Origin of the sequence: Microbacterium ulmi (genome assembly GCF_011759705.1) — a bacterium.
GTDB classification, from domain to species: Bacteria; Actinomycetota; Actinomycetes; order Actinomycetales; family Microbacteriaceae; genus Microbacterium; species Microbacterium ulmi.
Map to the genome: position 1 here is coordinate 559,865 of NZ_JAAOZF010000001.1, position 23,024 is coordinate 582,888.

Annotated in this window: 21 protein-coding genes and 1 tRNA gene; 2 read left to right on the forward strand and 20 right to left on the reverse strand. The window is 70.1% G+C overall.

Features of this window, described 5'->3' with window-relative positions; translation table 11 throughout:
- The first annotated feature begins 65 nt into the window (after window positions 1-65).
- On the forward strand, window positions 66-773 hold the full coding sequence (locus FHS08_RS02655) for an FCD domain-containing protein (protein ID WP_167035218.1): 708 nt from the start codon (window positions 66-68) through the stop codon (window positions 771-773).
- 105 nt (window positions 774-878) lie between these two features.
- Here FHS08_RS02655 and rplA read toward each other — a convergent pair whose 3' ends face one another.
- The 11 genes from rplA to gabT form a co-directional block, all read right to left on the reverse strand.
- Window positions 879-1,568 (reverse strand): 50S ribosomal protein L1, encoded by a 690-nt coding sequence (gene rplA, locus FHS08_RS02660; protein WP_167035220.1) that lies wholly within the window; start codon window positions 1,566-1,568, stop codon window positions 879-881.
- 14 nt (window positions 1,569-1,582) lie between these two features.
- A complete protein-coding gene (gene rplK / locus FHS08_RS02665; RefSeq protein WP_167035222.1) occupies window positions 1,583-2,014 on the reverse strand; it encodes a 50S ribosomal protein L11 in 432 nt (143 codons plus the stop codon).
- An 89-nt stretch (window positions 2,015-2,103) separates the two neighbouring features.
- Complete coding sequence (gene nusG / locus FHS08_RS02670; RefSeq protein WP_167035224.1) at window positions 2,104-3,216, reverse strand: transcription termination/antitermination protein NusG; 1,113 nt, start codon at window positions 3,214-3,216, stop codon at window positions 2,104-2,106.
- 70 nt (window positions 3,217-3,286) lie between these two features.
- The gene (gene secE, locus FHS08_RS02675) at window positions 3,287-3,550 is read right to left on the reverse strand and encodes a preprotein translocase subunit SecE (protein ID WP_167039535.1); all 264 of its coding nucleotides are present in this window, start codon (window positions 3,548-3,550) and stop codon (window positions 3,287-3,289) included.
- Between the two features lie 45 nt (window positions 3,551-3,595).
- Window positions 3,596-3,668, reverse strand: a tRNA-Trp gene (locus tag FHS08_RS02680).
- Between the two features lie 153 nt (window positions 3,669-3,821).
- A complete protein-coding gene (locus FHS08_RS02685) occupies window positions 3,822-4,259 on the reverse strand; it encodes a pyridoxamine 5'-phosphate oxidase family protein (protein ID WP_167035226.1) in 438 nt (145 codons plus the stop codon).
- A 239-nt stretch (window positions 4,260-4,498) separates the two neighbouring features.
- Entirely contained in the window at window positions 4,499-5,863 is a 1,365-nt protein-coding gene (locus FHS08_RS02690) for an NAD-dependent succinate-semialdehyde dehydrogenase (RefSeq protein WP_167035228.1), read from the reverse strand.
- A 24-nt stretch (window positions 5,864-5,887) separates the two neighbouring features.
- Window positions 5,888-7,459: an APC family permease gene (locus tag FHS08_RS02695; protein WP_167035230.1), complete on the reverse strand. Its 1,572-nt coding sequence runs from the start codon at window positions 7,457-7,459 to the stop codon at window positions 5,888-5,890.
- A complete protein-coding gene (locus FHS08_RS02700) occupies window positions 7,456-8,343 on the reverse strand; it encodes a universal stress protein (RefSeq protein WP_167035232.1) in 888 nt (295 codons plus the stop codon). The genes FHS08_RS02695 and FHS08_RS02700 overlap by 4 nt, the downstream gene beginning before the upstream one ends.
- Window positions 8,340-9,698 carry a flavin monoamine oxidase family protein gene (locus tag FHS08_RS02705; RefSeq protein ID WP_167035234.1) on the reverse strand — a complete coding sequence of 453 codons (1,359 nt, stop codon included), beginning with the start codon at window positions 9,696-9,698 and terminating at the stop codon, window positions 8,340-8,342. Before FHS08_RS02705 ends, FHS08_RS02700 begins: the two co-directional genes overlap by 4 nt.
- A 136-nt stretch (window positions 9,699-9,834) precedes the next feature.
- Window positions 9,835-11,190, reverse strand: coding sequence for a 4-aminobutyrate--2-oxoglutarate transaminase (gene gabT / locus FHS08_RS02710; protein WP_167035236.1), 1,356 nt, complete (start codon window positions 11,188-11,190; stop codon window positions 9,835-9,837).
- A gap of 95 nt (window positions 11,191-11,285) precedes the next feature.
- Between gabT and FHS08_RS02715 the strand changes: the two genes are divergently transcribed.
- Complete coding sequence (locus FHS08_RS02715) at window positions 11,286-12,818, forward strand: PucR family transcriptional regulator (RefSeq protein ID WP_167035238.1); 1,533 nt, start codon at window positions 11,286-11,288, stop codon at window positions 12,816-12,818.
- A gap of 530 nt (window positions 12,819-13,348) precedes the next feature.
- On the opposite strand, the gene kduI is transcribed toward FHS08_RS02715, so the two are convergent.
- The 9 genes from kduI to FHS08_RS02760 all read right to left on the reverse strand — a co-directional run bounded on the left by kduI (window position 13,349) and on the right by FHS08_RS02760 (window position 22,986).
- The gene (gene kduI / locus FHS08_RS02720) at window positions 13,349-14,209 is read right to left on the reverse strand and encodes a 5-dehydro-4-deoxy-D-glucuronate isomerase (RefSeq protein WP_167035240.1); all 861 of its coding nucleotides are present in this window, start codon (window positions 14,207-14,209) and stop codon (window positions 13,349-13,351) included.
- 27 nt (window positions 14,210-14,236) lie between these two features.
- Window positions 14,237-15,001, reverse strand: coding sequence for a 2-dehydro-3-deoxy-D-gluconate 5-dehydrogenase KduD (gene kduD / locus FHS08_RS02725; RefSeq protein ID WP_341800290.1), 765 nt, complete (start codon window positions 14,999-15,001; stop codon window positions 14,237-14,239).
- Window positions 14,998-15,891: a fumarylacetoacetate hydrolase family protein gene (locus FHS08_RS02730; RefSeq protein ID WP_167035242.1), complete on the reverse strand. Its 894-nt coding sequence runs from the start codon at window positions 15,889-15,891 to the stop codon at window positions 14,998-15,000. The genes kduD and FHS08_RS02730 overlap by 4 nt, the downstream gene beginning before the upstream one ends.
- Complete coding sequence (locus FHS08_RS02735; RefSeq protein ID WP_167035244.1) at window positions 15,888-17,093, reverse strand: glycoside hydrolase family 88 protein; 1,206 nt, start codon at window positions 17,091-17,093, stop codon at window positions 15,888-15,890. The genes FHS08_RS02730 and FHS08_RS02735 overlap by 4 nt, the downstream gene beginning before the upstream one ends.
- A gap of 14 nt (window positions 17,094-17,107) precedes the next feature.
- Window positions 17,108-17,788 (reverse strand): ferredoxin-NADPH reductase, encoded by a 681-nt coding sequence (locus tag FHS08_RS02740; RefSeq protein ID WP_167035246.1) that lies wholly within the window; start codon window positions 17,786-17,788, stop codon window positions 17,108-17,110.
- Window positions 17,789-17,791: 3 nt separating this feature from the next.
- A complete protein-coding gene (locus FHS08_RS02745; RefSeq protein ID WP_167035248.1) occupies window positions 17,792-18,688 on the reverse strand; it encodes a carbohydrate ABC transporter permease in 897 nt (298 codons plus the stop codon).
- Window positions 18,688-19,620, reverse strand: coding sequence for a carbohydrate ABC transporter permease (locus FHS08_RS02750; RefSeq protein ID WP_167035250.1), 933 nt, complete (start codon window positions 19,618-19,620; stop codon window positions 18,688-18,690). Before FHS08_RS02750 ends, FHS08_RS02745 begins: the two co-directional genes overlap by 1 nt.
- A gap of 84 nt (window positions 19,621-19,704) precedes the next feature.
- Window positions 19,705-20,967: an ABC transporter substrate-binding protein gene (locus FHS08_RS02755; protein ID WP_167035252.1), complete on the reverse strand. Its 1,263-nt coding sequence runs from the start codon at window positions 20,965-20,967 to the stop codon at window positions 19,705-19,707.
- A 63-nt stretch (window positions 20,968-21,030) separates the two neighbouring features.
- Window positions 21,031-22,986: a DUF2264 domain-containing protein gene (locus FHS08_RS02760; RefSeq protein ID WP_167035254.1), complete on the reverse strand. Its 1,956-nt coding sequence runs from the start codon at window positions 22,984-22,986 to the stop codon at window positions 21,031-21,033.
- Window positions 22,987-23,024 lie beyond the last annotated feature (38 nt).

Genomic DNA, 23,024 nt, shown 5'->3' on the forward strand with positions numbered 1-23,024 from the left:
TTCACGACTCGATGTTGGATTGTCGAACAATTGATCAACGCCATATCAGCACCTATCATGAATGCGTGTCAAGAGTCGTCGACGGTTCGAGCCATCCGAGTTCAGGAGACATCGCGGTGCGGCGACGGACCGCCATCACACCGGTGTCCACCGTCTCCGCGCTCGCCGCGGAGCTGCGGCTGAGCATCCTGGGCGGAGAGTTCCGGGCCGGCGACCAGCTCAGGGAGATCCAGCTCGCCGAGCGCTACCGGGTCGCGCGGCACTCGGTTCGAGCCGCTCTGCATCTGCTCTCACAGCAGGGGCTTCTGACGCACCGTCCGAACCGGGGGGTGTTCGTGCCCGAGATGACCCAGGACGAGATCGCCGACATCTTCCGGCTCCGCTCCGCGATCGAGGTCGAGGCGATCACTCAGCTCGCCTCTGAGGGTGTCGTCGCGCCCGACGTCGAGAGCGCGTTCTCCCGGCTCGCCGAGGCGCCCAGCACCGAATGGGGCGTCGTCATCGGGCTCGACCTCGACTTCCATCGCTCGCTCGTGCAGGCGACCGGGTCCAGACGGCTCAGCGACGCGTTCTCGGACCTCCTCGGCGAGCTCCAGCTGTGCCTCGTCGATCTCGAGCGGGCGCAGCTGCCGTCGCAGTGGCTCACCGAGTCGCATGCGCTGATCCTCGACTCGGTGCGCGCGGCCGACCCGACGCTCGCAGCGGCGACGGTGCGATCCCATCTGGTCAGCAGCAGGAGGCAGCTCGAGGAGATCCACGGCTGGCACTCGTGAGGGGTCCGCGCGCCATCGCTGACGAGTGATCCCGGGAACGACGAAGGGCCCCGCCGTGAGGCGAGGCCCTTCGTGTGCGAGCGCGGACGCTCGGAGCGCTGAGGCTCAGAGGACGTTGACATCCAGCGGGATGCCGGGGCCGAACGTGGTCGACACGGCGCCCTTCTGGATGTAGCGGCCCTTCGAGCTCGACGGCTTGAGGCGCACGATCTCCTCGAGCGCCGCGTTCAGGTTCTCGTTCAGCTGCTCGGCCGAGAACGAGGCCTTGCCGACGACGAAGTGCACGTTGGCGTGCTTGTCGACGCGGAACTCGATCTTGCCGCCCTTGATCTCCTCGACGGCCTTGGCCGCGTTGGGGGTCACGGTGCCGGTCTTGGGGTTCGGCATGAGACCGCGGGGGCCCAGGACCTTGCCGAGGCGTCCGACCTGGCCCATGAGCTCGGGCGTCGAGACGGCTGCGTCGAAGTCGGTCCACCCTGCGGCGACCTTCTCGATGAGCTCGGCGCCGCCGACCTCATCCGCACCCGCGGCGATCGCGGCCTCGGCGGCCGGTCCCGTCGCGAACACGATGACGCGAGCGGTCTTGCCCGTGCCGTGCGGGAGCATGACGGTGCCGCGCACCATCTGGTCGGCCTTGCGGGGGTCGACCGAGAGCTTGAGCGCGACCTCGACGGTCGAGTCGAACTTCTTCGAGCCCGTCTCCTTCGCGAGGACGACAGCCTCGGCGGGAGTGTAGAACTTGTCGCGGTCGACCTTTGCTGCGGCGGCCGCGTAGACCTTGGACTTGGTAGCCATGTTTCCTACTCCCCTCAGTCCTCGACCGTGATGCCCATGGAACGGGCGGTGCCGGCGATGATCTTCGAGGCTGCCTCGATGTCGTTCGCGTTCAGGTCGGGCTGCTTCGTCTCGGCGATCTCGCGCACCTGGGCCTTGGTCAGCTTGGCGACCTTGACGGTGTGCGGGGTCTTCGAGCCCTTCGCGACGCCTGCGGCCTTCTTGATGAGCTCAGCAGCCGGCGGCGTCTTCAGGATGAACGTGAAGCTGCGGTCCTCGTAGACGGTGATCTCCACGGGGATGACGTTGCCGCGCTGCGACTCCGTCGCGGCGTTGTACGCCTTGCAGAACTCCATGATGTTGACGCCGTGCTGACCGAGCGCGGGCCCGATCGGCGGCGCCGGGTTGGCGGCGCCGGCCTTGATCTGGAGCTTGATCAGGCCGGTCACCTTCTTCTTGGGTGCCATTGTGTCTTCCTTTCGTGCGAACGGATGCCGCGGCATCCTGTTCTCCCGCGGGTCCGGCCGTTCCGGAGCGCGGTGTCTGTGGGGTTGCGCTAGAGCTTCGTCACCTGGTCGAAGCTGAGCTCGACCGGCGTCTCGCGCTCGAAGAGCGAGACGAGGACCGTGAGCTTGCCGCTCTCGGGCTTGATCTCGCTGATCGTGCCCGGGAGGCCCGCGAACGAGCCTTCCTTGATCGTGATCGTCTCGCCGACCTCGAAGTCGACCTCGGCGGGGATCGCGCGGGTCGCGACGGGGCCTCGCTTGGCGGCGCCCTTGGCTGGGGCCGTCTCCTTGACCTCGACGAGGCTCTTGAGCATGTTGAACGCCTCTTCGAAACGCAGGGGCGTGGGGTTGTGCGCGTTGCCGACGAAGCCCGTGACGCCGGGCGTGTGACGCACGACCGACCACGTGTCCTCGTTGAGGTCCATGCGCACGAGCACGTAGCCGGGGATCCGGACGCGCGTGACCATCTTGCGCTGGCCGTTCTTGATCTCGACGACGTCCTCCATGGGGACCTCGATCTGGTAGATCTCGTCTTCGACCTCGAGCGTCGACTTGCGCTGCTCGATGTTGGCCTTCACCTTGCGCTCGAAGCCCGCGTACGAGTGGATGACGTACCACTTGCCGGGGAGCGCGCGCAGCTCGGTGCGGAACGACTCGTAGGGGTCTTCCTCTTCGTCCTCGTCGGACTCGTCGTCGCGTGCGACGCCCGACTCCTCGTCGGCCTCGGCCTCGGCGATGTCGGCCGCGGCGGCCTGGAGGTCTTCGACGAAGTCCTCCTCGAGGACCGGCCGGTCCTCGTCGCCGTTCACGTCGGGGCCGTCGTAAGGAGCCACGTCGTCGGCGTGCGAGGCCACGCGCTCGGCCTCTTCGTCGGCCAGCGACTCGTTGAGAGCCTCGGCGGCGGCCTCGGCCTCTGCCGCCTCGTCGATGTTGAGAGCGTCGTTCACGATCGCGTCCGCCTCCGGGTCGTCGATGTCGATGTCGTCCAGTTCGGAAAGGTTCTCGTCGTCCGGTTCGTCGACGACATGCAGCGCGACGTGCTCCGCCGCCTCGACAGAGCGCTCCTCCGCTTCGAGGATGTTGCCCTCCTGGGCTTCGTCGTCCTCGGAGGACTGCTCTGCGGCGGTCGCCCAGTCGGCGTCGTCGACATATCTTTCTGACACTTCGTTCTCTTCCGTTGCGGATGCCGGATGCCTGCGCGCAGGCTCGCCGGATCCTTGTGCGGTCAGGGCGTCAGGACGGGATTCCGAAGACGTTCTGCGTCACCCAGACGAAAAGCACGTCGAGGCCGTAGACGATCGCCATCATGACGACGACGAACCCGAGCACGACGCCGGTGAACTTCAGGAGCTCCTGGCGCGTCGGGGTGACGACCTTGCGGAGCTCGGCGAAGACCTGACGGATGAACAGAGCGATGCGCGCGAAGAAGTTCGGCTTCTTCTCGCGGGGTGCGTCGCTGCGTGCGACGACCTCGCCCTTCGGCTCGTCCTGGACCATCGAACCCACCTGATTACCTTCCATGTGTCAGCTTCCACTGACGCGCAGGGCGGACAGGAATCGAACCTGCAACCTGCGGTTTTGGAGACCGCTGCTCTGCCAATTGAGCTACCGCCCTAAAGGCCCGGAGACCTCGGGATGCCCACAGTCCTCTGCCGTGACCTTGTTGCGAAGGGAACGAGCCCGAGCTCCGGGCACGGCGAAAGAATGCAGACTTCAACTGCATCCCCAAGTCTACGGCATCCCCGGGAGCTCCGCGAACGCGGGCGGGTCAGTACTCGGCGATGCCGTACCGCTCCGGCTCGGGGCCGCGATGGAAGAGCCGCCCGGAGAGGGCCGTCGGCTCGATGCGCACGTAGTTGTACTTGAGCGTCGGAATCCAGGGCTTCAGAGACAGCGCGTCGGCGCGCCGCACCTCTTCCGACGTCTCGATGCGATGCGCGCGGCCGCGCACGACGACGCTCCACGCGTCCTCCTCGGTGTGGTCGTCGACCTCGAACAGAACATCTTCCTGCACCGTCAGCTCGAACAGCTTCGAGCCCTCGGCCGTCCGGAACAGGATCGATTCGCCGTCGACGACGTAGTTGACGGGGAAGATGTCGAGCACTTCGGCCGCGTGCGTCACGAGGCGTCCGAGCTCTTGCCTGCCGAGGTACGCCCAGCACTCTCGATCGGACAGTGCGGCGACAGCATCCTGCGTCTCGTCCATGCCTCCATCCTGTCGCGCGCGGGCGGACTTCGACAGGGACCTTCGACCCTCCCCGAAGAGCGAGCCCGGAAACGAGGCCGAGCGCGAGGGGCGCAGGGATGCCCCCTCCCTCCCCCGAAGAGCGAGCCCGGGGCCGAGCACCAGGAGAGGCCGGAGGGATCGTCTCTCCCGTCAATCGGGGCAGGGGTCCCCGTTCTTGACCGGGAGAGACGATCCCGGAGGCCGGAGCCGAACGAGGCTTACGGAGCGGAGCGGATGAGCTTCTTGTTGACGAACTCGTCCGCCGCGAGATACCCCAGCTCGCGCCCCGTGCCGCTGCGCTTGACGCCGCCGAACGGCAGCTCGGGCGAGTCGGCGAGCACGAGGTTGACGTAGACCATGCCGGCGTCGATGCGGTCGGCGACGCGCTCGGCCTGCGCGGCATCCGTCGTGAAGACGTACGAGCCGAGCCCGAAGGTCGTGTCGTTCGCGAGCTTCACCGCGGCATCCTCATCCGCGACGCGGTAGACGACGCCGACAGGCCCGAAGAGCTCTTCGCGGTAGACGTCCATCTCGGGCGTGACGTCGGTGAGCACCGTCGCGGGATAATACGCGCCGTCGCGCACGCCGCCCGTCGCAAGGGTCGCGCCCTGCGCGACGGCCTTGTCCACCTGCGCCGCGAGGCGCTCGGCCGCGACGACCGACGAGAGCGGGCCGAGCACGGTGTCCTCTGCGAACGGGTCGCCGACCTTCGCGCTCGCCATCGCGGTCGTGAACTTGGCGACGAACGCGTCGTACAGGTCGTCCACGACGATGAAGCGCTTCGCGGCGTTGCACGACTGACCCGTGTTGTCGAGGCGCGCATCGACGGCGGCCTGCACCGTCGCGTCGAGATCGTCGGTCGACAGCAGGATGAAGGGGTCCGACCCGCCGAGCTCGAGCGCGACCTTCTTGAGGTTGCGGCCCGCGACCTCGGCGACGGCGGCGCCTGCGCGCTCCGAACCCGTCACCGACACGCCCTGCACTCGGGGGTCGGCGATCACGGCGGCGGCCTGGTCGTTCGTGATGTACAGGTTGACGTAGGCGCCCTCGGGGAATCCGGCATCCCGGTACAGCGCCTCGATCGCGGCGGCCGACTCGGGGCACTGCGGAGCATGCTTCAAGAGGATCGTGTTGCCGACCGCGAGGTTCGGCGCCGCGAAGCGGGCGACCTGGTAGTACGGGAAGTTCCACGGCATGATGCCGAGCAGCACGCCGAGCGGCGAGCGGCGGATGACGGCCGTGCCGTCGCCCAGGATGTCGAGCGGCTGGTCCGCCGTGACGGTCGAGGCGTTGTCGGCGTAGAACTCCGTGATGTCGGCCGCGAAGTCGACCTCGCCGAGGGCTGCGGCCAGCGGCTTGCCCATCTCCCGAACGATCGTCTCAGCGAGCTGGTCGCGACGCTCGCGGTGCAGCTCGGCGACACGGCGGATGAGGGCCGCGCGCTCGGGGACGGGAACATCCCGCCAGGCGCGGAACGCGGCGTCCGCCTCCGCGATCCTGGCCTCGAGCTCGTCGTCGGCGAGGGTGTCGTAGGTGGCGAGCGTCTCCCCCGTCGCGGGGTTGACGACTGCGTAGTCGCTCATATGTCTTCTCCGATTCCCTGTGTCTCAGACAGTCTGCCGCGCGCGGCGGGCGCTCGGCGGGGCGTCCAGTGTCAGCGTCTCGCCGCGGAAGAACGCGGGGCGTCTCATGAACTGCCAGATCATGAGGACGATCCCGAGGCCGATGACGGCGATGCCGAGGATGAACACGAGCCCGACGCCCGCGATGTTGGAGCCGCTGCCGTAGTCGGGGTCCATGCTGTCGCGGAGCGTGATGAAGAACAGCGCGGCGAGGATGATCCCCCCGACGAGGGGGAACAGCAGCGTGAAGAAGAAGTTCCTCGTGGAGTCGAGCCACTGCTTTCGGAAGTACCACACGCACGCGAACGCCGTGATGCCGTAGTAGAAGCAGATCATCATGCCGAGCGCAGTGATGGTGTCCCACAGGACGTCCTCGCTGATGAACCGCATGACGGCGTAGAAGGCGGAGGCGACCACCGACGAGACGATCGTCGCGTAGCCCGGCGTGAAGAACCGCGGGCTGACCTCCGCGAACTTCCGCGGGAGGGCTCCGTAATGCCCCATCGCGAGGAGCGTTCGCGCGGGCGAGACGAAGGTCGACTGCAACGACGAGGCCGAGCTCGTGAGCACCGCGAGCGAGACGAGGAATGCGAGCGGGCCGAGGATCGGACCCGAGAGGTAGAAGAAGACGTTGCTCTGGATGTCGGGGTTTCCGAGGCCGAGTCCGTCCTCGCCGGTGCCTGCGAACGCGAGCAGCGCGATCGACAGCAGCAGGTAGAGCACGACGATCGTGATGACGGTCAGCGTCGCGGCGCGTCCAGGGGTCTTCTCGGGGTTCTTCGTCTCCTCGTTCATCGTGAGCGTGACGTCCCATCCCCAGAAGATGAAGATCGACAGCGACAGACCGGCGACGACGGCGCCGAAGTCGCCGACCGCGAACGGGTTGAACCACGACAGCTCGACGGCGCTCGCGTCGAACGCGTTGCCGCCCGCGACATGCACGAAGGCCGCGATCGCGAAGACCAGCAGCACGAGCACCTGGAATCCGACGAGGAAGTACTGCAGCTTCTGCGTCGTCTGCATGTCGCGGTACGACACGAAGGTCGCTCCGAGCATGAACAGGAGGCAGACGGCGACGTTGATGAACGGGTTGAACGCGAGCTCGGCGATCGTCCCGGGGCTTCCCGCCATCTGGTCGAGGAGCAGGAACAGGAACTCGACGGCGATCCCTGCGAGGTTCGAGAGCACGAGGATCGTCGCCGCGATGAGGCCCCAGCCCGCCATCCAGCCGATCCACGGGCCGAACGCCCGCGCGGCCCACGTGAACGACGTGCCCGAGTCGGGCATCCGGTTGTTGAGCTCGCGGTAGCCGAACGCGACGAGGAGCATCGGGATGAAGCCGACGAGGATGATCGCCGGCACCTGGAACCCCACCTCCGACACGGTCGGGCCGAGCGCCGCCGTCAGGGTGTAGGCCGGGGCGATGCAGGAGATGCCGATGACGACGGCGCCGATGAGCCCCACCGTGCCGGCGCTCAGCCCCTTCTTGGAGAGCCCGCCGTCGAGCGGATCGCCCGTGAGGTGGGCGGGTGCCGTGGGTTCCTGCGTGGCGCTCATCGCTGTGCCCCTTCCTGGGCGCGGGTCCGCGGCACGACGATCATCGGCACGGGCAGTTCGTGGAGCATCTTCGCGGCGGTCGACCCGAGGAACAGGCGCCGGGGCTGCGCGAGACGGCTCGACCCGACGAGGGCGAGCTCGCCCGGCTCCCAGCTGAGATGGGTCACGGCATCCTCGATCGACTCGCCGTCCGCCGTGAGCGCCTCCGCCTCGATGCCTGCGGGGAGTCCCGCGCGGGCTCTCGCGAGAACGTCCTCGGCGTGCGCGGCACCCGCCAGGCGGATGACGCCCGTGTCGACGCCGGGCGGGAGGTCGACCGTCACGAGCGACACGAGCCGCAGCTCGGCCTTCGCGGCGGCGGCGAGAGCCGTGGCCTCGTCGAGCAGCGCCTGCGTGCCCGGGCGGGTTCCGACGGCGGCCGTGACGCGAGTCACCCCGATGGCCGCGTCGACCCGGCGCGAGCCCTCCGGCGCCAGCGCGACGGGCACGTCCGACGAGTGCAGGAGCTCTGTCGCGACCGTGCCGAGGCGGTGACGTCCGCGGATGCCGCCGTTGGCGGCGCCCACGACGATGTGGCTCGCACCGCGTTCGTCGGCGACCTCGACGAGGCCCGCGGCGAAGGACTCTGCCGTGCGCACCGAGGTCGACACGGCGACGGATGCCGCGACCCGGGCAGCGGCATCCGTCAGCCATTCCTCCGCCTGAGCACGCACGTGGGCGTCGTATCCGGCGGCGGGCGGCGTGATGACGGAGCGGTCGTCGGAGGGGAGCACGAGCACGAGCACGAGCGGCGCACCCGTCGCGAGGGCGATGCGTGCACCGAGCGCGACGGCGTCCTCCCCCGCATCCGTCGCCGTGTAGCCCACGACGATGGGGGCGCTCATGCGCGGGCCTGCCCGATGATGTTCGCCGCGGCGAAGCGGCCCATGCGGATGGCGCCGTCGACGTGCTGGTAGCCCGCGCCCGCCATGTCGCTGCACGCGAAGTGGATGGGGCCGACGGGCGTGCGCAGGTCGGCGCCGTAGCGGGCCAGACCGCCGAGGTCGAAGCTCGCCGCGTACGCGCCGCGCGTCCACTCCTCGCTCCCCCAGTCGCTCTCGTAGTAGACGATCGGGTTCCTCGCCTCGGGGCCGTAGTAGTGCGACAGCGAGTCGAGGATGCGGGCCTTGCGCTCGTGGGCCGACAGCCGGAAGACGTCGTCGGCGTTGCGGTCCGAGACGAAGCCCACGAGCGTTCCGCGCTCGTCGCCGTGGTTCGTGTTGTCGTACGCCTCGTGCGACAGCTCGTACGGGCTGAACGCCGTGCCGGACAGGCCCTGCTCGCGCCAGAACGGGCGGTCGTAGACGGCGTGCACCTTGATGACGAAGCCCATCGAGAGATGCTGGTGCAGCTGGTGCTGACGCCTCGGCAGCGCGGGCACGAACTGGATGCGGCTATACAGGATCGGCGCGTGCGCGAGCAGCGCGTATCGCGCGCGGACGGTCGCGGCATCCGTCGTCGCCGTCACGCCATCGTCGCCCCACGCGAGCGTGCGGACGGGCCGGCCGAGCAGGACGTCGTCGCCCAGCCGCTCGGCGAGCAGGAGCGGCACCTGCTGCAGGCCGCCGACGACGCGCTTGTCGAGGATGAAGTCGGCGTCGACGAGGTTCGAGTAGCTTCCCGCCGACGCCGCCATCAGCAGCGACTGCAGGAGCGAGAAGGCGTGCGCGGGCTTGGTGAGCATCGCCGAGCCGGTCGGGAAGGCGAGGTTGCGCACGGCCTCGTCGTCGTCCGTCTGCCCTCGGAGCCACGCCTCCCACGAGATCGTGTCCCACTCCGCGGCGTTCTCGTGCTCCCACGGACGGTCGGGATCGATCTCGGCGACCATCGCGTCGAGTCGCGCGGTGACCTCGGCGATGACGCGCTCGGTCTCGGGCGCGACGGGGAACTGCTCTCCCGTGAACCGCGTGGCGACGCCGTCCGGCCCGATGTACACCGAGTCGCCCTCGCGGTACCGGTCGTAAGTCTCGAGCCCCAGCTCGGCGATCGTCTCCTGGAGGGCGTCCTGGTCGGGCGAGACCCACTGGCCCCCGATCTCGAGCATCGCGCCCTCGATCGTGTCGGTCCACAGGCGCCCGCCGACGCGGTCGCGCGCCTCGAGCACCGCGACCGAGAGCCCCGCCTTCTTCAGCTCGTTCGCGGCGGTCAGGCCTGCAGGCCCCGCCCCCACGATCACGACGTCTCGCGTCAGCTCGGTCATGCGATGCTCCTTTGCTTCGGGTTCGGGGAGTGCGGATCTGCTTCGGGTTCGGGGAGTGCGGATCTGCTTCGGGTTCGGGGAGTGCGGAGACGAGTCGGCGGGCCCGGTCCCCCGGTCCGGGTCCGCCGAAGACGTGTCAGTGCGCGGCGAGGGCCGCCGCGACGACGTCGAGGCCTTCCTCGAGCAGGTCGTCGGGGATCGAGAGGGGCGGGAGGAACCGGATGACGTTGCCGTACGTGCCGCATGTCAGGACGATGACGCCGTCCGCGATGCAGGACTTCGCGACGGCGCTCGTGAGCGCGGCATCCGGTGCGCCGGTCGCGGGATCGACGAACTCGGCGGCGATCATCGCGCCGCGCCCGCGCACGTCTCCGATGCGAGGGTCGGCGGCCTTCAGCGCGGTGAGGCGCCGCGTCAGGATGTCTCCGATCCCGGTCGCGCGCTGCGCGAGCCCCTCCTCCTCGAAGGCCTCGATCGCGACGAGCGCTGCGGCGCACGCGACGGGGTTGCCGCCGTACGTGCCGCCGAGACCGCCGGCGTGCGAGGCGTCCATGATCTCGGCGCGCCCCGTCACGGCCGCGAGGGGCAGGCCTCCGGCGATGCCCTTGGCCGTCGTGATGAGGTCGGGCACGATGCCGAAGACCTCGCTCGCGAACATCGCGCCCGTGCGGGCGAAGCCGGTCTGGATCTCGTCGGCGATGAAGACGACGCCGTTGGCGCGGCACCAGTCGACGAGCGCGTTCAGGAACCCGTCCGCCGGGACGATGAAGCCGCCCTCGCCCTGGATCGGCTCGATGACGACGGCGGCGAGGCCGTCGACGCCGATCTGCTTCTCCATGACGGCGATCGCGCGGGCCGCGGCATCCGCCCCGCTGAGGCCGTCGCGGAAGGGGTACGAGAGCGGGGCGCGGTAGATCTCGGAGGCGAACGGCCCGAAGCCGCTCTTGTACGGCATGGCCTTCGCGGTGAGCGCCATCGTGAGGTTCGTGCGGCCGTGGTATCCGTGGTCGAAGGCGACGACGGCCTGCTTCCCCGTGAACTTGCGGGCGATCTTGACGGCGTTCTCGACGGCCTCGGCGCCCGAGTTGAACAGTGCGCTCTTCTTGGCGAACTCGCCCGGCGTGATCCGGTTGAGCGCCTCCGCGACGGCGACGTACGACTCGTACGGCGAGATCATGAAGCACGTGTGGGTGAACTGCGCCACCTGGGCCTGCACGGCCTCGACGATCTTGGGATGCGCATTGCCGATCGTCGTGACGGCGATCCCCGATCCGAGGTCGATGAGCGAGTTCCCGTCGGCGTCGACGACGACTCCCCCGCCGGCCGCGACCGCCTCGATCGGCGCTGTGTGGCCGACTCCCGCGGCGACGGCGGCGGCCTTGCGCTCGAGGAGCGCTCGCGACCGCGGGCCCGGGATGCTCGTGACGAGTCTGCGCTCCTGCGGGAGGGAGGGTCCGCCGAGGGGGGTCGTGAGGGTGCCGGTCGCGCTCATGCCGGCGAGCGTATGGGGCGGGATGCCGCATCGACACCTGCCCTGATGTACATTCTCAAGGCGGCCGTGTACGCCGCGTACACCGAGGTGATGACATGGATGCCGCGCCCGACGCGCCGACGCTCCGTTCGCTCCTGCGCCGCCATGATCTGCGGCTGCGGCTCGAAGGCGACGAGGCCGACCTCGAGCCCGACGCGCTCGACCGGCCGATCCGGTGGATCCACTCGAGCGATCTCGCCGATCCGACCCCGTTCCTGTCCGAGGGACTCGCGCTCCTGACGACCGGGACGCAGTTCCGCGAGGCGGGCGAGGACGCCGTGCCGTACGCCGACTACGTGCGACGACTCGCCGCTCGCGGCGTTCTCGGGCTCGGCTTCGGCACGGAGGTCGTCCGAGACGGGATCCCGCCCGCACTGGCAGACGCGTGCCGTGCGGAGCGGATGCCGCTGTTCGAGGTGCCGTACCGGACGCCGTTCATCGCGGTCGCACGCGCGAACGCCGAGGCCATCGCGGGGCAGGCGTACGCGCGGCGGAGCTGGTCGCTCGCGGCACAGCGCGCGATCTCGCTCGCAGCTCTCCGCCCCGACGGGCTCGGCGCGACCCTCGCCGAGCTCGCACGGCAGTTCGAGACGTGGGTCGGGCTCTTCGACGCGTCGGGCGCGCTCGCGCGGGAGCATCCCGCCGGCGCGCTCGACGCGGACGTGCTCGCCGCTCTCGCCGACGACGTCGGCGCGGTCCTGCGCCGCGGCGCGCGCGCCGGCTCGGCCCTCCACGTCGGCGGCACGCCGTTCACGCTGCAGACCCTCGGCCGCGGCGGTCACCTCCGCGGCGTCATCGCGATCGCGGCGGGCGATCTCGACCAGGAGGGCCGCGGCGTCCTCACGGCCGTCATCGCGATGGCGGGCCTCGCCCTGGAGCAGAACGAGGGCCTGTCTCGCGCGCGCGGCCTGCTCCGCGCGGGGCTCGTGCCGTCGCTCCTGAGCGACGACCCGTCCCTCGCGCGGCGCATTGCGCGCGACCTCTGGGGCGGGCTCCCGCAGGCGCCCGTCGTCGTCGCCGTGACGGATGCCGCACCCGCCCGCTCCGACGCGGCCTCCGAATGGCTCGAGCTGCGCGCGACCGACACGCGCGGCGCCGTGTTCTACGGCAGGGGCGACGAGGGGCTCGTCCTCGTCGTGGGCGCCGCAGACACGTCGGCCCTCGATGAGTTCGCCTCCCGGTTCGGGATACGACTGGGGGCGTCGGAGCCGACCGCGTACACGGGCTTCTCCGCGGCGCACGGTCAGGCCGCGACGGCGCTCCGGCGTGCGACGGCCGGTGTCCTGCGGTTCGGGGAGGTCGCGGCATCCGGAGTCCTGTCGGCCCTCGACACGGATGCCGCGCGCGCTCTCGCCCGGGCGCGACTCGCGCCGCTGCGGGAGAGCGACGAGCGAGCCGGGACGGCGCTCGTCGAGACGGTGCGCGCGTGGCTCGACAACGACGCCCGCATCGATGCGGCCGCGACCGCTCTCGGCGTGCACCGCCACACCGTCCGGGCGCGCATCGGCCAGGCCGAGCGCCTGCTCGAGACCGACCTGGCATCGTTCGCGGCCCGCGCCGAGCTGTGGGCCGCGCTCGTCGCGGGGTAGCCCCGCCGCATCCCTGCCAGACTTCGGAGGATGCCGCGGACTCCGCAGGATCGCGACGGGATCGTCCGGAGTCCGTCGCACTCTCCGAAGTCTGTGAGCCGTGCGAGGAACTCCGCAGGATCGCGACGGGATCGTCCGGGGTCCGTCGCATTCTCCGAAGTCTGTGAGCCGTGCGAGGAACTCCGCAGGATCGCGACGGGATCGTCCGGGGTCCGTCGCATTCTCCGAAGTCTGTGAGCCGTGCGAGGAACTCCGCAGGATTGCGACAGGATCGTCCGGAGTCCGTCGCATTCTCCGAGGTCTGTGAGCCGAACTAGAACTCCGCAGGATCGCGACGGGATCGCGCGAGTCCGTCGCATTCTCCGAAGTCTGTGAGCCGAACTAGAACTCCGCAGGATCGCGACGGGATCGTCCGGGGTCCGTCGCATTCTCCGAAGTCTGTGAGCCGTGCGAGGCGTGTCGGGCGGCGAACCGGATCCCGGTGAGCTGCTTGTCCGTGTCCGCGAGCGGACGAAGGGTTCACACGACGTCTACGCGAGGTCGGTGACGGGTGCCGGATCCATGTCGTCGAATGCCTGGTTCTCGCCCGCCATGGCCCACACGAACGTGTACGCCGCCGTGCCGACCCCCGAGTGCAGCGACCAGCTCGGCGAGATGACGGCCTGGCGGTCTGCGACGACGAGGTGGCGTGTCTCCTGGCGCTCGCCGAGGAGGTGGATGACGCGCGCGTCCTCGGGGAGGTCGAAGTACAGGTAGCACTCGGTGCGGCGATCGTGCGTGTGCGCCGGCATCGTGTTCCACATCGAGCCCGGGTGCAGCTGTGTGACCCCCATCACGATCTGGCACGACGTCACACCGTTCTCGTGGATGTACTGGTTGAGCGTGCGGCGGTTCGACGTGAGCTGGTCGCCGAGCTCACGCACCGTGCCCTCGCCGGGCGACACGAGCGCGGCCGGGTACGACGTGTGGGCGGGCGCCGAGAAGAGGTAGAACTGCGCGCCGGTCTCGCCGTCGGCATCCCGGCTGGGCTCGACGTTCGCCGACCCGTCGGCGAACACGACATCGCGGATGCCGCGACCGAGGTACAGGCAGGCGCCCTTCACGAGCTCGTAGACCTCGCCGTCGGCCGTCACGGTGCCCGTGCCGCCGACGTTGACGATGCCGAGCTCGCGGTGCTCGAGGAAGAAGTCGCTGCGGATCTCGGGATAGCCCGGCAGCACGAGATCGGTGCCGGCGGGGACGGCGCCGCCGAGCACGATGCGGTCGTGATGCGTGTAGACGACCGTGATCTCGCCCGCCACGAAGAGGTCGGGGACGAGATACTGCTCGCGCAGCTGTGTCGTCGTCATCCCCGGGATCTGGGCGGGGTTGGTCGCGTAGCGCTGCTCCATGCGTGTGCTCCTAGGTTCGGGGATGAGTCAGCGGACGAGCCAGCCGCCGTCGACGGGGATGACGGCCCCCGTGACATAGGCGGCGGCATCCGAGGCGAGGAAGACGAAGGCGCCCTGCAGGTCGCCGGGCGTACCCCAGCGGCCGGCGGGGATGCGGGCGGCGATCGACTTCTCCCGCTCGACGTCGGCGCGCAGCGCGGCGGTGTTGTCGGTCGCCATGTACCCGGGGGCGATCGCGTTGACCGTGACGCCGGACGCGGCCCACTCGTTCGCAAGAGCCTTCGTGAGGCCCGCGACGGCGTGCTTCGAGGCCGTATATGCCGGAACGAGAATGCCGCCTTGGAACGACAGCATCGAGGCGACGTTGATGATCCGACCCCGGCCCTGCTCGAGCATGCGCCGGCCCGCCGCCTGCGACAGGTGGAAGACGGCGTCGAGGTTGACGGCCAGGACGTCGCGCCAGTCCGACGCGCTGTACTCGGCCGCGGGTGCGCGCCGGATCGTGCCGGCGTTGTTGACGAGGATGTCGAGCCCGCCGAGCGCTTCGGCGACCTCGGTCACGGCGGACTCGAGATCGTCCGGCGTCGCGGCGAGCAGGTCGCGCTGCACGAGATGCACGCGGCGCCCGAGTGCGCGGATGCGGTCGGCGGTCTCCGATGCGTCGCCGCGGTCGAGCAGCGCGACGTCGGCGCCCGCCTCCGCGAGCGCGACGGCGGCGCCCTGGCCCAGCCCCCGGCTCGAACCCGTCACGAGAGCGACGCGGCCGTCGAGGCGGAACGAGTCGAGGATCACGCGTGCGCCTCCTGGTTCGCGGACGTCGGCGCCGCATCCAGCGGGGCCGCGACGAAGCGGGTCGTGAGCTCGCCGATGCCGGAGATCCGCACCGTGACGGCGTCGCCCGCGCCGAGCGGCCGGTGCACGGCCTGCGCAGCGGAGAGCTTCTGCGGCGTCCCGGTCGAGACGACATCGCCGGGTTCGAGGGTCAGGACCTGGCTCAGATGGTGGATGACGTAGGCGACGCTGAAGATCGACGTCGACGTCGACTGCGACACCGTGACGACGCCGTCGCGGACGACCTCCACGAGGAGGTCCTGCGGGTCGGGGATGTCGTCCGTCGTCACGATCCACGGGCCGAGGGGTGCGAACCCGTCGGAGCACTTGCCGAGCGCCCACTGGCTCTGCCGGCGCTGCCACGCGCGGTCGGACACGTCGTTGAGGATCGTGTACCCCGCGACATGGTCGAGGGCGTCCTCGATCGCGATGCGCTGCGCGCACCGTCCGATGACGACAGCGACCTCGCCCTCGTAGTCGACGTCGGTCGCGCCGGGAGGGATGACGACGGGTTCGTTCGGGCCCGCGAGCGTGTTCGGCGTCTTGACGAACACGTCGGGCCACTCCGGGTCGCCGGCGGTCGGGTCCACCCCGTCGGGGACGTGCCCGCGGTAGTTGTAGCCGAGGCACAGGATCTTGCCCGGCCGCACGGGGGCCAGGAGCGTCGCCGCGTCGAGCGGCGGGAGGGATGCAGCATCCGCCGCCGCGACGGCATCCCGCGCGCGGGCGAGGGCAGCGGCGTCCGCGAGCACCCCGTCGAGCGGTCCGGCGCCGAGATCGAGAAGCCGACCCCCGTCGACCACCGCGCCCGAGCGCGGACCGTCGGGGGTCGCGTACGTCACGAGCCTCACGCTGCGCTCCCGCCCTCGGGCCACCAGTACGGCCGCCAGTCGGGTCGCGTGACACGCACGAGAGCCTCGAGGTAGAAGTAGTCGCCCCACAGCGTCCCCTCGTCGACGCCGTTGTCCTTCGGCAGGTCGTAGACGCCGTGCAGGAGCAGCGCGTCGGAGTCCTCGCGGCGGTCGGGCGTGTATCCCGCGATGAGGGAGTCCAGGATGCGGCGAGCCGCGGCATCCGCCCGCGCCGCGCGAATGGGATCGGGCTCGAGACTCGCGAGCTCGAGCAGTCCGCACACGGCGATCGCGGCGGCCGAGCTGTCACGCGGCGCGTCGCTCTCGTCGCCGTAGACGAGGTCCCAGTACGGCACGCCGTCGGCGGGAAGGTGCGCGAGGAAGTAGTCCGCGCAGCGTCGTGACGCCTCGAGCAGCGCGGGGTCGCCCGTCGCCCTGTGGTTGAGCGCGAAGCCGTAGACCCCCCACGCCTGCCCGCGCGCCCAGCACGAGTCGTCGTGGGCGCCCTGCTCGGTGGCTCCCCGCAGCGGCGCGCCGGTTTCGGCATCCCAGTAGAACGTGTGGAACGTCGAGTCGTCCTCGCGCAGGATGTGCTCGCGCAGCTGGGCCGTGTGGCGCAGAACGGCGTCGGCGAACCGCTCGTCGCCGGTCTGCTCGAACGCCCACGTCAGCAGCGGCATGTTCATGAGGCTGTCGATGATCGTGCGGCCGCGCTGGTGCGGATCGCTGAGGTCGCCCCACGCCTGGATGACGCCCGCAGGCTCGAGGAAGCGCGTCATGAGGTGGTCGGCCGCGAGCAGCGCGGCCCGCCGCGACTCGTCGTCCGCCAGCAGACGCCACGGCACGACCGAGCCGAGCGTGTAGAGGAATCCGAGGTCGTGCGTGTCGAGGTCCTCGCCGGCCCGCACGCGGCGCGCGAAGTCGGCGGCGTGGGCGGTCGCGGCATCCCGGCACTCATCCTCGCCCGTGAGTTCGAACGCGAGCCACTGGAGCCCGACCCAGAAGCTGGTCGTCCAGCCTCGGTTGGCGCCGAGCGCGAACCCATCCACTGCGGGGCGGAGCAGGTACCGGCTGCCCGTCGTCGTGTCGCCGGGGTAGCTCTCGCCGAAGGTCGCGATGTTGCGCCGGACCGTCGACAGCGCGGCCGTGATCGCCGTCTCGGTGGAGGTCTCGCGGGTGTGCGCGGGGTGGGTGGACGTCATGTGCGGAAGATCCTTCACTGGGTGGACGCGATGTCGATCCGCTGTCGGGCGGCGGCCTCGCCGACGGCGAGCGCGGTCCGCAGCGAGTAGCGGCTGTTCGCCCATGCGAGGTAGAGCGCGGGCGAGGCGAGCGCAGACAGTGCGAGCAGGGGCAGGGTGACGAAGAGCACGGCGAACACGACGAGGACGCCGAGGCTTGCGAGCGTGAGGTACCAGCGCCGCACCGCCGCCCAGGCGCCGCGGCGCCAGGCGTCCCTGAGGCGGGTCGCCGGGTCTTCTGCGATCGCGGCCAGAGCGAGCAGGCCCGTGCCGGCGACGACGACGGCGACGACCGCGAGCATGATCATCGCGGCCTGGGCGAACGGTCCGTCGGCGAAGAAGCGCACGTCGACGAGGATCACGACGGATGCCGCGACCAGCGCCAGCGCGTGGAGACCCGCGCGCGTCCACGTGTCCCGGTAGCCGCGGACGAAGGCGCGGAGTGTGCTCTCGTCGCCGGCGCCGAACGCCGTGAACGCAGCGGAGACACCCGGAGCGGCGGCGACGACGGCGAGGGCGACGAGGGGCCACGTCTCGAAGGCGTTCGTGAGCACGAGCAGCGCGACGAGGGGCGATGCCGTCACCGAGAGCAGCAGGTTGAGCGTGAGCGCCCGCACGAGCGCATCGAGCGCGCCCTGGATCTTGTCGAATCGCATTCGTCAGCCCTTCAGTCCGCTCGTCGCGATGCCCTCGACGAAGTAGCGCTGCCCGAGCAGGAAGATGACCGCGATCGGGATGACCGAGATGGTGAGACCCGTGAACAGCATCGCGTAGTCGGCCGAGAGGTTGTTCGCCACGAAGTTCTTGAGCCCGAGCTGGACGGTCCAGATCTCCTTGCTGCGCAGGTACAGCAGCGGGCCGAGGTAGTCGTTCCACGTGTTGACGAAGGTCAGCAGCGCGAGCGAGGCCAGCGCGGGCGTCGACAGCGGGAGCATGATGCGCGCCCAGATCCCGTACTCGTTGAGACCGTCGATGCGGGCGGCTTCGCTGAGCTCCTCGGGGATCGACTCGAAATACTGCTTCATGAGGAAGACGCCGAACGCGCCGAAGGCCTGCAGCACGACGAGCGCGAGGAGCGTGTTCGTGAGCCTGGCCTGCGCCAGCATGATGTACTGCGGAATCATGTACGACTGCCACGGCACCGCGATCGTGGCGAGGTAGGCGAGGAAGAGCAGGTCGCGTCCGGGGAAGCGGACCTTCGCGAAGCCGTAGGCCGCGAACGAGCCGGTCAGCACCTGGAGGAAGGTCACGACCGTCGACAGGAAGATCGTGTTGCGCAGCCACGTCGCCATGCCCGTGTCGGTCCACAGCTCGACGTAGTGCTCCCAGTGCCAGGTGTCGGGGAGCCAGCGCACGGGCACCGAGAAGATCTCGTTGGAGTCCTTGAACGAGCTCACGACCATCCAGAAGAACGGCACGAGCAGGGCGAGCGCGAAGGCGATGAGCAGGATGCTGCCGACGACGGTGCCTGCGCGGCTGCGTGGACGGGCGGACCGGTGGGGCGCCGGGCCGGCTCTCCTGGCGCTCGGCACGACGAGCAGCTCCGTGGCGGTCATCAGGCGCTCCGCTTCTTGTTGATGAGGAACTGGATGACCGTGGCGCCGAGGCACAGCACGAACAGCGCGACCGCGCCGGCAGAGGCGTAGCCGAACTTCGACTCGATGAAGCCCTTCTGATAGATGAACTGCGACAGTACGACGGTCGCCGCGTTGGGGGCGGCCGTGCCGCCCGGCGACAGCACGATGATGAGGTCGAAGATCTTGAAGGACGCGATCGTGAGCAGCACCGTCACGAGGAACATCGTGGGGCGGATGCCGGGGAGCGTGACGTTCCAGAAGCGCTGGATCGCGTTCGCACCGTCCATTCGCGCCGCCTCGTAGAGCTCGCGGGGCACCGTCTGGAGACCCGCGAGGAACAGGATCATGTAGTAGCCCATGTCGCGCCACGTGCTGATGATCACGATCGCGGGCATCGCCCAATCCTGCGACGTGAGCCAGCCGGGCGGGTTCGCGATGCCGAGGAAGCGCAGGAACTGGTTGATCGGGCCGTAATCGGGGCTGAAGAGCAGATTCCACACGAGGGCGATCGCCACGATCGAGGTGATGTAGGGGAAGAAGGCGGCCGTGCGGAAGAACGCCACGCCGCGGAGCTTGGTGTTCAGCAGCAGCGCGAGGCCGAGCGACACCGCGATCGTGAGAGGCACGTGCAATGCCGCGAAGTAGAGCGTGTTGACGAACGAGCGCTGGAAGAGCGGGTCGCGGACGAGCTTCACGAAGTTCTCGAACCCGATGAAGTCGCCCTTGCCGAAGATGTTGTAGTCGGTCAGCGAGACGTAGAAGAGCGTCACCACGGGTACGAGCGTGATGATCGCGAAGCCGACGAAGTTCGGCAGGATGAAGCTCCAGCCGAGCAGCGTGTTGCGCAGCACGAGCTTCGAACGGCGGCGCGGGGGCACGGTGCCGACGCGGTCGGCGACTGCGCTCGTCATGGCGTCTCCTGTGGGATATGAGGATAGGGCGGCGAAGGTGCCCGGTGCCGGTCGCGACAGCGACCGGCACCGGGAGTGGTGCTGCTAGAGAGCGGCGAAGGCGGCGCCGGCATCGGCGATCGCCTGCTCGAGGGACTTCGCCTTCGTCAGGATCTCGGTGTGCATCGTGCCGAGGATCGTCTGCACGGCCGCCGTGTCACCCGAGGTCGGGTTCTCGGGGTGCGTCTCGTGCGTCGACCACGCGAACTTCGAGAGATCGTCCGTCGGCGCCCCGTCGACCGCGAAGTACGCCTGGGCGACCGCGTCCGACGTGTTGGCCGGGGTGATGCCGATGCCGGCGAGCAGCGAGGCCGCCTCGTCGCTCATCGCGTACTCGAGGAACGCCTTCGCCGCCGCGACCTTCTCGGGGGCGATCGCCGCGTTGATGCCGAAGCCCGTCGGGTCGCCGAAGGTCACCGGCAGATCGACGGTCGAGTCATCCACCTGCGGGATCGGCGCGAAGCCCCAGTTGAACGTGTCGGCCTCTCCCGACGCCCGCTGAGAGATGAGGGTCGCGACGTACCACGTGCCCATGGGGAGCATCGCGGCGTGCTGCTTGCCGAACTCGCCCTGATAGGTCGGGCTGTTGGCGCTCGACGTGGCGAAGTCGATCTGGTAGCCGGCAGCCTCGCGGTCGAGGCGGCGCTGGTACAGGTCCTCCATGTAGGAGTAGTCGCCCGAGAAGATGTCGCCATCGAACTGCGCGGTCGCGAAGCCCTGCGTCGTCGACTGCCAGCGGTGCTCGTACGTGCCGAAGTGATCGGGCGTCGTCAGCGCCTGGGCTGCGGCGTCGTAGTCGTCCCATGTCCACGAGCCATCGGGGTAGTCGACGCCTGCCGCGTCGAAGATGTCCTTGTTGTAGAACAGCACCCACGAGTCCTGGCGGTACGGCACGGCGTACTGCGTGCCGTCGACCTCGTACGACGAGGCGCCCCCGACCGTGTCGGGGATCTGGATGTCGGAGACGTCGAGCAGCTGCTCGCCGTCGACGAAGACGGGAACGTACTTGACCTCCTTCTGCGTGATGATGTCGGGTGCCGAGCCCGCGCCCAGGTCGGCGGTGACGAGCGTGTTGTACTCGGCGGGGTCGTACTCGACGAGTTCGACGGTGTTGCCCGTCGCGGCCTCGAAGCCGTCGGCGAGCACCTGGAACTCAGGGGTCGTCTCAAGGCTCCAGCCCGAGATGGTGAGGGTGACAGGGCCGGCCTCTTCGGTCGGATCGGCCTCGGGCGCTCCGCCGCCGCAGGCGGTGAGCGACAGCGTGGCGACGACGGCGAGGCCGGTCGCGACGACGAACTTGCGCTTCATGAGTGTGCTGCTCCTTTGCAATTGCTCCGGCCCTGCGTCGGGCGCGGCTCTCGGGGGGTGGTGCTACCTGACCGCCGCGTAGGCGGCCGGGAGTGGATGGAGGCGGGATGCCGTGGCCACGCCGTCCGGCCACGTCACGCGCGCTGCGAGCTCATCGAGCTCGATCGCGGCGACGGACAGGTCGCCTGCTGCGGCGCCGTCGAGGGCGACGATCGTCGCGACCCATTCGCCGACGGCGACGGGGTGCTCGACGACGGGGACGGCGGTGTGCGCGCCGAGCGGGCTCGCGTCGGAGCGGGTCGCGACGGCGACCACCCCGCCGGGCGTCAGGGGGCGGATGCCGCTCACAAGGGATCCCGTGGCTGCCCGCGCGACATCGTCCTCCGTCGTCTTCCGCGGCGCGTCGTCGTCGGCGAGCGCCCACCCGCCGATGCGGAGACGCAGGGCTGCGGCATCCTGACCCGCCGCGAGGCGGTCGACGCGGCTCATCCGCACCTCCCACGGCCCACGGACGAGCGAGAGCACCGTGAGGTCGCCGGCGACCTCGACGTCGCCCGTGATGCCCGAGCCGTGGCGGGTCTGGGTCGCCGCCGGGTCGATCCAGTGTGCGTGGGCCGTCGACGCCGCGATGCCGACGCCGTCGGCGATCTCGGCGCCCAGGAGCGTCATGGCGGCACGGTGCGTCGCTCGGCCCGCCGCATCGACGAGGGCGACGGACTGCTCGAGCGGCTCGCGCCACGCCCGCCCGTCGGCGAGCGGTGCGGCGGCGGTGGAGTATCCGAGTCGCGCGTACAGCGGCGAGTCGCCGACGAGCGTGCCCGCGGCCGCGTGGTCGGTGCCGTGGTTCACGACGCGGACGACCCCGTCCGCGCGCGTCCCCGAGACGATCCAGCCCGCGGCGCCGACGCGGCGGATCGAGTCCGTCTCCTCGACCGGCAGCGGCTCTGCCGGCGCGGTCCACACGGGGTGGTCGGCGGGCAGCGAGATTCCGAGGAGTCCCTTGACGGCCCAGTACGGCGACGCCGGCCCCGAGTAGGACTGCGCGAGCCTGCGCCATTCGCGGTGCCATCCCATCGAGAGGATGCCGTCCGCGGCCGGGATCCCGCGGTGGGCGAAGTGCCCGACGACGCGGTTCGCGGCGTGGCGGAGGAGCCCGGGCGACGAGGACGGCACCTCGGCGATGATGCCCGCCCAGAACGGCGCCGCCGCGGCGAACCGATAGATGAGGCTGCGGCCCTGGACGAGCGGCGAGCCGTCCGCCCCGACGAGGGCTGCGGCGTCGAGGAGGAAGCGGTCGAGGGCCGCGACATCCGTCGCCGTGCGGCCCCCCGCGAGCTCCGCGGCGCCCTGCATGCGCGACCACAGGATCGGGTAGAGGTGCAGCGCCCAGCCCACGTAGTGGTCGAACGAGCGCTCGAAGCCGTCGGAGATCCAGCCGTCGGCCCGCGCGAGCGAGTCGTGCAGCGCGAGGTCGTCGGCGATGTCCTGCGCCGACCACGGCCCGCCGACCGAGCGCAGGAACGTCTGCACGACGACGCGGAACCAGAGCCAGTTGGTCGTGGGGTAGGTCGTGTCGCCGACGACGGGCGAGAGGTAGTCGACGACGCGCTCCTTCGTCACCTGGTCGAGGCGGTCCCAGATCCAGGGGCGCGTCATGTCGAGGATGAGGGCGAGGGACGCCGCCTCGACCTTCGCCTGCGCGTGCTCGTCGAGGCGCACCCAGCGGTCGCGAGAGGACGGGTCGACGCCCGCGACGATGCCGCGCGTGTAGGAGTCGATGAGGTCGTCGACGCCCTGACCGCGCTCGCCCGCGATGCGGAAGCCCGCGAGCAGGAACGTGCGGGCGAACCCTTCGAGCCCGTCGACGGCGTGGCCGTAGCCGCCCTCGGCGCCGGGCGGCGTGATGCGCGCGAAGCTGGGCGAGGCCCATCGCCGGGCTCCGTCGAGGAGCCGGTCGGCATACGCGAGCCACTCACGGCGGCTCCAGTCCGCGGGCGCGGCAGCAGGCTCGAACGTCACGGATTCTCCTTTGAAAACGCAGAGACGACGTCACGGTC